This window comes from Mycobacterium sp. AT1, from assembly GCF_002043095.1.
Classification (GTDB): Bacteria; Actinomycetota; Actinomycetes; order Mycobacteriales; family Mycobacteriaceae; genus Mycobacterium.
In genome coordinates this window covers 1-7,280 of sequence record NZ_MVOC01000089.1, presented here as the reverse complement: position 1 = coordinate 7,280, position 7,280 = coordinate 1, and the positions used below count along the sequence as shown (strand labels likewise).

Sequence of the window (7,280 nt, the reverse complement as noted above, 5' to 3'; positions counted from 1 at the left end):
CGAGGGGCTGGCGAAGAACGCGGGCACCGACAACGCGCAGACGTACCTGACCAACCACGATCTGGGCACAGGGCCGTTCACGCTGGCCGCCGCCGAGGTCGGATCGCGCTACGCGCTCGAGGCGTACCCGGAGTACTGGGGTCCCAAGCCGTACTTCGAGAAGGTGGAGATCCCCGTCATCACCGACGTCTCCGCGCAGCAACTGCAATTCAACAACGGTCAGGTCGCCGCGATCCTGCACGATCTGCCCTCCTCGGCCGTGCAGTCCTATCTCGACAACAAGTCGTTCGCGAACTACTCACTGCCGACCATGATGTCGAACTACCTGTACGTCAACCCGCACAAGGGGATGATGACCGACGCCAAGAACCGAACGGCCGTCCTGCAGGCGATCGACGTCGACGAACTCGTCAAGCAGACCTACTTCGGTCGCGGCAAGGTGGCGGCGCAGATCTACCCGCCCAACGTGATGGCCCCGGAGTACGCGAAGCAGTCCGTGCCGCATGACCCGTCGGTGCTGACGGCCCTTGCGGCAAGCCTGCCCGCCGACCAGAAGAACGTCACCATCGGCTATGACTCGAGCAACCCCGACAACCAGTTGGTGAGCAACCTGATTCAGACCCAGCTCGCCGCAGCGGGTCTGACCGCGAAGGTGCAGGCGTACCCGACGTCGGAGACCTTCGGCTGGATCGGTACCGACGGCCAGAACGCACCGGAGATCTTCGCGGCACTGGCGTGGCCGGATGCGCCGTCGCCCTACACGTGGGGTCACATCTCGTGGGACGGTGACGGTGGTCTGAACTACCTGGGCTGCTCGGCGCCTCCCGTGACCGAGGCGCTCGCGAAGGGGCTGCCGGACGGGTCGCCCGATGCGTTCTCGCAGGCCGGCCTCGAGGCCGTGAAGACCGGCTGCTGGTTGAACATCGCCGACGTCAACGACTTCGTGGTCGCCCAGCCGTGGCTCAAGGGCGTCGAGCAGGCGCACGTCGTAACCAACCCGAACTCGCTGCGCCTCGCCGCGCTCTCGGTGGGCTGATGACCGGGCTGGCGCGCAAGAGCGGTGTCCGCAGGATCGTCCTGTTCACGCTGGGCTGGGAGGATCTGCCGAAGTCGGTGTCGGTATACGGGGCCCCGGAAGAGCAGTTCCGGTGCCCCGTGCCCGGTGTGCTGCTGCAGACCGACGGGGGCTGGGTGCTGCTCGACACCGGGTTCAACACCGCGCTGATCCGTGACCCGGCGCTGCACCGGCGGTACTTCCCCTCGATGGAGTACCAGCCGCTGCTGCCGGGGCCCGGCGAGCCGATCGAGGAGTCGCTGTACGAGATTGGCGTGGACATCGACGACATCCACCTCGTGGCGCTGTCGCACCTGCACGTCGACCACGCCGGTGGACTGAAGCTGTTCGCAGGCAAGGTGCCCGTGCACGCGCAACGGCGCGAGTTGGAGTACGGACTGTCGAATCATCCGGTGCCGCAGAGCCATGCAATCTTCCGGGTGGACTTCGACGATCCGGCCATCGACTGGCGTCTGGCGGACGGGGAGGCCGAGATCGCGCCGGGTATCACCGCGGTACCGACCTATGGACACACCCCTGGCCACCAGAGCTTCGTCGTGGAACTCGACGAGTCGGTTGGCGGTGACGGGTTCGTGTTCGCCTTCGACGCCGCCGACCTGACGGAGAACATCGAGCACGAGCGGGCCATCGGCGGCTACGTCGACGTGGAACCCGAGGAGACCATCGAGCCGATCCGCAGGCTCAAGGAGCTGGCTGCGAAGAAGGGCTATCCGCTGATCCCTGGGCACGATCCGCACGTGTGGCCGGAGCTGACCGCCCACTTCCACGAGCGCTTCGGTCCGGTACCGGCATAGATGGACGTCCTGATGGCCGAGTGCACCGGGCTTTGGCGGCGCGCCCTCCTCGTGGGCGCCGACGGATCGCGGGATGCCGGCGGGAACGTTCGATGGCTCCAGGGCATCACCGCCTACGTCGACTCCCGAGGGTTTGCCGGCCCACTTCACCAGCACGGCAACGTCTTCGAGTGGCATCGCGACGTCGATCTCGAACCACCGGGGCCGTTTCCCGACGCCGGGGCGATGCACTGGGACGGCGACGTCCTCGTCGAGACCGGCGTGCACGAGGACTACTCCGAACACTGGGTGCGCGACGCGGACTTGGCGGGTCCATGCGCAGCGGCCTTCCTGCGATCTCCCGACGGGGCACGCGGACTGCTGATGCGCGTCGGAGATCTCTTTGGTTGGGCAGGTGCGGGTTCGGTGGTGATCGGTGCGGTCGGCGGGGTGGAGTGGACGAATCTACGAATAGCGCCATCTGATGACCACGTCGACGCCGTCGGCCAGCGATGGAGCGTCGAACTAAGCGAAGGGAAGTCAATCTCATGACCGGCATGACCTCATTCACCTCGGTGCCGATCGTCGACGTCGGCGGCCTGCGATCGCCGGACGCCGCCGTGCGCGACCGGGTATCGGCCGAAATCGGTCGGGCAGCAAGCGAAGTCGGCTTCTTCTACATCAGTGGTTCCGGCGTCGACGAGTCGACGTTCGACCGTATGCTCGACGCCACCAAGGAGTTCTTCGCGCTGCCGCTCGAGGAGAAGATGCGAAGCTACATCGGCCTTTCCCGCTGTCATCGCGGCTACGTGCCGATCGGCGAAGAGGGTGTCGAAACCGCCGCGGACGCCGTGCCCGACCTCAAGGAGGCGTTCGACACCGCGCTCGACCTGCCCGCCGACGATCCCGACTATCTTTCGGGAAACCCAATGCTCGGTCCGAACGCGTGGCCGGACCTGCCGGGCTTCGCCGAGGCCGTGACCGACTACTACGAGGCGGTGCTCGAGGTCGGGCATCTGCTGCTGCGGGCGTTCGCCGTTGCCCTTGGGGAGGATCCGGAAGTCTTTACCCGGCACGCCACCAAGACCCCGAGCCAACTGCGACTGGTGCACTATCCGTACAACCCCGACGCACGGGACGGACTCGGCATCGGCGCTCACACCGACTACGAGTGCTTCACGCTGCTGAAGCCGACGGCGCCAGGACTCGAGGTCCTCAACGGTGCAGGGGAGTGGATCGACGTCCCTCCGGTGCCGGGAACCTTCGTCGTGAACATCGGCGACCTGCTCGAGCTGTGGACCAGCGGTGCTTTCGTCGCGACCAGCCACCGCGTCCGGAAGGTCGCCGAGGAGCGCTACTCGTTCCCGCTCTTCTTCAACGTCGACTACGACACCGAGGTAAAGCCGCTGCCGCAGTTCACCTCTCCCGACACGCCGCAACGCCCGCCACTGAAGGCGGGGGAGCACCTATTCGCCCAGACCGCACAGAGTTTCGCGTACCTGCGGCAGCGCGTCGAGAGCGGTGAGCTGGTGCTGCCCGAGGGGTCGCTGAAACTCAATCAGTTTGGCCAGCAGGCGCTGTTGGGCGTGGAGTGACCCGCGTGCCCTACACCGTCACCACCGACCCCATTTTCGAAGGAGCCATCCGATGACCACCAAGTTCCGCGCCATTGCGGCCATCGCCGCAACGGTCGTCCTCGGGCTGACCGCTTGTGGCGGTTCGGATTCCGGCAGCGGCACACCGAATGCCGCACCGACCGACAAGGTGCTGCACCTGTCGTTCCTGCAGGATCCGGGACAGCCGCCGGACCCCGACGTGTACTACGCCGGGCAGGGCCTGCTGCTGACGACCAACACCTACGAGGGTCTGCTGCAGTACAAGGCGGGTACCGACAAGCCGGAACTGGAACCACTGCTGGCCACGGAATGGACGGCCTCACCCGACAACAAGGTGTTCACCTTCAAGCTTCGTGAAGGGGTCAAGTTCCACGACGGCACGCCGTTCACCTCGGCTGCGGTGAAGGCCTCGTTCGACCGCAGGCTTGCCGTGAACCAAGGTCCTGCCTACATGGTGGCCGACGTCGATTCGATTACCACACAGGGTGATTACGGCGTCACGATCACCCTGAAGGCGCCGAACTCGGCGTTCCTGGACTACCTGGCCTGCCCCTACGGTCCGCGGATGCTCAGTCCCGAGGGGCTGGCGAAGAACGGCGGCACCGACCACGCGCAGACGTACCTGACCAACCACGACCTGGGCACCGGACCGTTCACACTCACCGCCGCCGAGGTGGGCTCCAAGTACGAACTCACCTCCTTCCCGGACTACTGGGGCACCAAGCCCTACTTCGAGAAGGTCGAACTCCCGGTCATCACCGACGTCTCCGCGCAGCAGCTGCAGTTCAACAACGGCCAGATCGCCGCGATCCTGCACGATCTGCCCTCCTCGGCGGTGCAGTCCTACCTGGACAACAAGGCGTTCACCAACTATTCGCTGCCGACCATGATGTCGAACTACGTCTACGTCAACCCGCGCAAGGGCATGATGACCGACGCCAAGAACCGCACCGCGGTGCTGCAGGCCATCGACGTCGACGAGTTGGTCAAGCAGACGTACTTCGGGCGCGGCAAGAGAGCCGAGCAGATCTACCCGCCGAACATGATGGCCGCCGAATACGGCAAGCAGGCGGTGTCGCACGATCCGTCGGTCCTCACGGCTCTGGCCGGCAGCCTGCCCGCCGACCAGAAGACCGTCACCATCGGCTACGACTCCAGCAATCCCGATAATCAGTTGATCAGCAACCTGATTCAAACGCAGCTGGCCGCGGCCGGCCTCGACGCCAAGGTGCAGGCCTATCCCACCTCGGAGATCTACGGCTGGGTCGGCGGCGACGGACAGAACGCGCCGGAGATCATGACCTACCTCGGCTGGCCGGACGCCCCGTCGCCGTACACCTGGGGCCACATCTCGTGGGACGCCGACGGTGGCCTGAACTTCTTCGGATGCTCGGCACCAGCGGTCACCGAGGCCCTCAACAAGGGCCTGCCCAACGCGTCGCTCCCGGACTTCTCGACGGCGGGTGAAGAAGCCGTCAAGACCGGCTGCTGGTTGAACGTCGCCGACGTCAACGACTTCATGGTGGCCCAGCCCTGGCTCAAGGGCATGGAACAGGCCCACGTCGTGACCAACCCGAATTCGCTTCGGCTGGCCGCGCTTTCGGTGGGCTGATGGCGACACTGGTCCGTCCGAGCGGTGTACGCCGCATCATCCTGCTGACGTTGGGCTGGGAGGAACTACCGAAGTCGGTGTCGGTGTACGGTGCTCCGCCGGAGGAACGGATGCGGGAACCGGTGCCCGGCGTGCTGCTGCAGACCGACGGCGGCTGGGTGCTGCTCGACACCGGTTTCAACACCGCGTTGGTGCGAGATCCGGCGCTGCACCGCAGGTTCTTTCCCACGGTGGAGTACCGCCCCGTGCTGCCCGGCCCCGGCGAGCCGATCGAACAGCGGCTCGCCGAGGTGGGGGTGGACTTCGACGCCATCCGCACCGTTGCCGTCAGCCATCTGCACCACGACCATGCCGGCGGACTCAAACTGTTCGCAGGCAAGGTCCCGGTGCACGCTCAGCGCCGTGAACTCGAGTACGGGTTGTCCAATCACCCAGAGCCCGAACGCAATGCGATCGTGCGGGTGGACTTCGACGACCCGAACATCGAGTGGCGTCTTGCCGACGGGGAGGCCGAGATCGCGCCGGGGATCACCGCGATACCCACCTACGGGCACACTCCTGGACACCAGAGCTTCATGGTGGAACTCGACGAAGCATGCGGGGGTGACGGATTCGTGTTTGCCTTCGACGCCGCCGACCTGACCGAGAACATCGAGCACGAACTCGCCATCGGCGGATACATCGGCGTCGAACCGGAGGAGACCGTGGAGCCGATCCGCCGGCTCAAGGAACTCGCAGCGCGCAAGGGATATACGTTGATCCCAGGCCACGATCCGCACGTGTGGCCGGAGTTGACCACCCACTTCCACGAGCGGTTCGGCCCGGTCACGGCATAGGTGACCAGTCAGTTGATCGGGGCGTTGACGACCGTGAGGTCGGCAAGGATGCCGCGGGCGGCAACGATGCCCTCCCCGGTCTGCCACACCTCGTCGTTCACGATGAAGACGCGGTTGTCGCGCACCGCGGACAGTTTCTTCCACGCATCGCTCTCGAGAACCTCCGGAGCGCGAGCCTTGGCCGCGGGGGAGTCGAAGGACAGGAAGACGACGTCGCCGTCGGCCGCCGAGAAGTCCGTCGACCTGGACACCTCGGACGTGCCGACCTCCACGTAGGGCTTGTCCTTGAATCGCTGCGTCGCCGGGCGGTCGGCACCGACGGCGCCGAGCACGGCCGCCGGGAAGTCGTCGACGCCGAAGATTCGCAGGGTGTTCTCCGTCAGCTGCACGACGGACACCTGATAGTGGGTGGCGTCGTTGTCGGCGCCGGTCTTGTCCGCGGCCCGCTCGAAGTCGTCGACCAGCTGGTTGGCGGCGCCGGCGCGGCCGGTCGCGGCACCGACGGTGCGCAGGGTGTCCTGCCAACCGGGGCCGGGGGCGCCGGTGAAGACCGTCGGGGCGATCGCCGACAGCTCGCCGTACGCCTCCGGCGTCAAGGCCTGCGAGCCGAGGATGAGGTCAGGGTTCGCGGCCTTGACGGCCCCGAGGTCGGGGGACGAGCTGTCCCCGGCCGCGGGCACGTCGTGGACCACCGCTCCGAGGTAGGACGGCTGCCCAGAGGACCCGTCGCGCGGCGCGGCGACCACGATGCGCGACTGCAGGCCGAGCGCGCACAGGGCGTCGAGCTGGTCACCGGAGAGCACCGCGATGCGCTGCGCGTCGGGGGGAACCTCGGTGGTCCCCGCCGCGTGCCGAACCTCGCGCGTCGGCGGGTCGTCGAGGGGAGCGGGATCCGGGGCGCACGACTCGTCGGGTCGGCGCTGATTGCCGAGGACACCGGCCCCGGCAATCCTCGTCGTGCTGGTGACCAGGGACGCGGACGGTGAAGCGGTGCCGGGTTGTTCCGTCGAGTCCCCACAGCCGGTGGCAAGCGTCGCCACGAGTGCCGTGGTGACAGCCGCTGCGGCCGCGATCGGACCCATTCGCGAGCTCAGGAACACCACGCCGCAGACGGTACCAAGTCGCGGGCCGCCCGCCCGCCCACCGGCCGCTTCCAGGGCGTTCGCGCCTGGTCACGCGCCGTCGGACGGAGAGTTCTTACCAAATACGACACTTTGTAGGACCCATGGCGCGACACCGCCCGGCGGGGGATAAGATTGCCGACGAACCTTCGGGTTCGCCCGTCGATATTATGGAGGACCTGTTGGTAGCCGAAGCGCCCCCAATCGGAGAACTCGAGGCACGCCGTCCGTTCCCGGCGCGAATGGG

The 7,280-nt window shown here is 66.7% G+C and carries 7 protein-coding genes; 6 read left to right on the top strand and 1 reads right to left on the bottom strand.

Going from position 1 to position 7,280, the window contains the following annotated elements; translation table 11 throughout:
- From B1790_RS31955 to B1790_RS31930, 6 genes are all read left to right on the top strand, one after another.
- The coding region (locus B1790_RS31955) for an ABC transporter substrate-binding protein (RefSeq protein ID WP_142271629.1) at positions 1-1,036 on the top strand (1,036 nt) is incomplete at its 5' end.
- Positions 1,036-1,869: an N-acyl homoserine lactonase family protein gene (locus B1790_RS31950; RefSeq protein WP_079927303.1), complete on the top strand. Its 834-nt coding sequence runs from the start codon at positions 1,036-1,038 to the stop codon at positions 1,867-1,869. The genes B1790_RS31955 and B1790_RS31950, both read left to right, overlap by 1 nt.
- A gap of 12 nt (positions 1,870-1,881) precedes the next feature.
- Entirely contained in the window at positions 1,882-2,400 is a 519-nt protein-coding gene (locus B1790_RS31945) for a hypothetical protein (protein ID WP_233165415.1), read from the top strand.
- The gene (locus B1790_RS31940; protein WP_079927301.1) at positions 2,397-3,443 is read left to right on the top strand and encodes an isopenicillin N synthase family oxygenase; all 1,047 of its coding nucleotides are present in this window, start codon (positions 2,397-2,399) and stop codon (positions 3,441-3,443) included. The genes B1790_RS31945 and B1790_RS31940 overlap by 4 nt, the downstream gene beginning before the upstream one ends.
- Before the next feature lie 52 nt (positions 3,444-3,495).
- Positions 3,496-5,076 carry an ABC transporter substrate-binding protein gene (locus B1790_RS31935; protein ID WP_079927300.1) on the top strand — a complete coding sequence of 527 codons (1,581 nt, stop codon included), beginning with the start codon at positions 3,496-3,498 and terminating at the stop codon, positions 5,074-5,076.
- Positions 5,076-5,912: an N-acyl homoserine lactonase family protein gene (locus B1790_RS31930; RefSeq protein WP_079927299.1), complete on the top strand. Its 837-nt coding sequence runs from the start codon at positions 5,076-5,078 to the stop codon at positions 5,910-5,912. Before B1790_RS31935 ends, B1790_RS31930 begins: the two co-directional genes overlap by 1 nt.
- 8 nt (positions 5,913-5,920) lie before the next feature.
- On the opposite strand, the gene B1790_RS31925 is transcribed toward B1790_RS31930, so the two are convergent.
- Complete coding sequence (locus tag B1790_RS31925; RefSeq protein WP_079927298.1) at positions 5,921-6,994, bottom strand: ABC transporter substrate-binding protein; 1,074 nt, start codon at positions 6,992-6,994, stop codon at positions 5,921-5,923.
- Between the last annotated feature and the right edge of the window lie 286 nt (positions 6,995-7,280).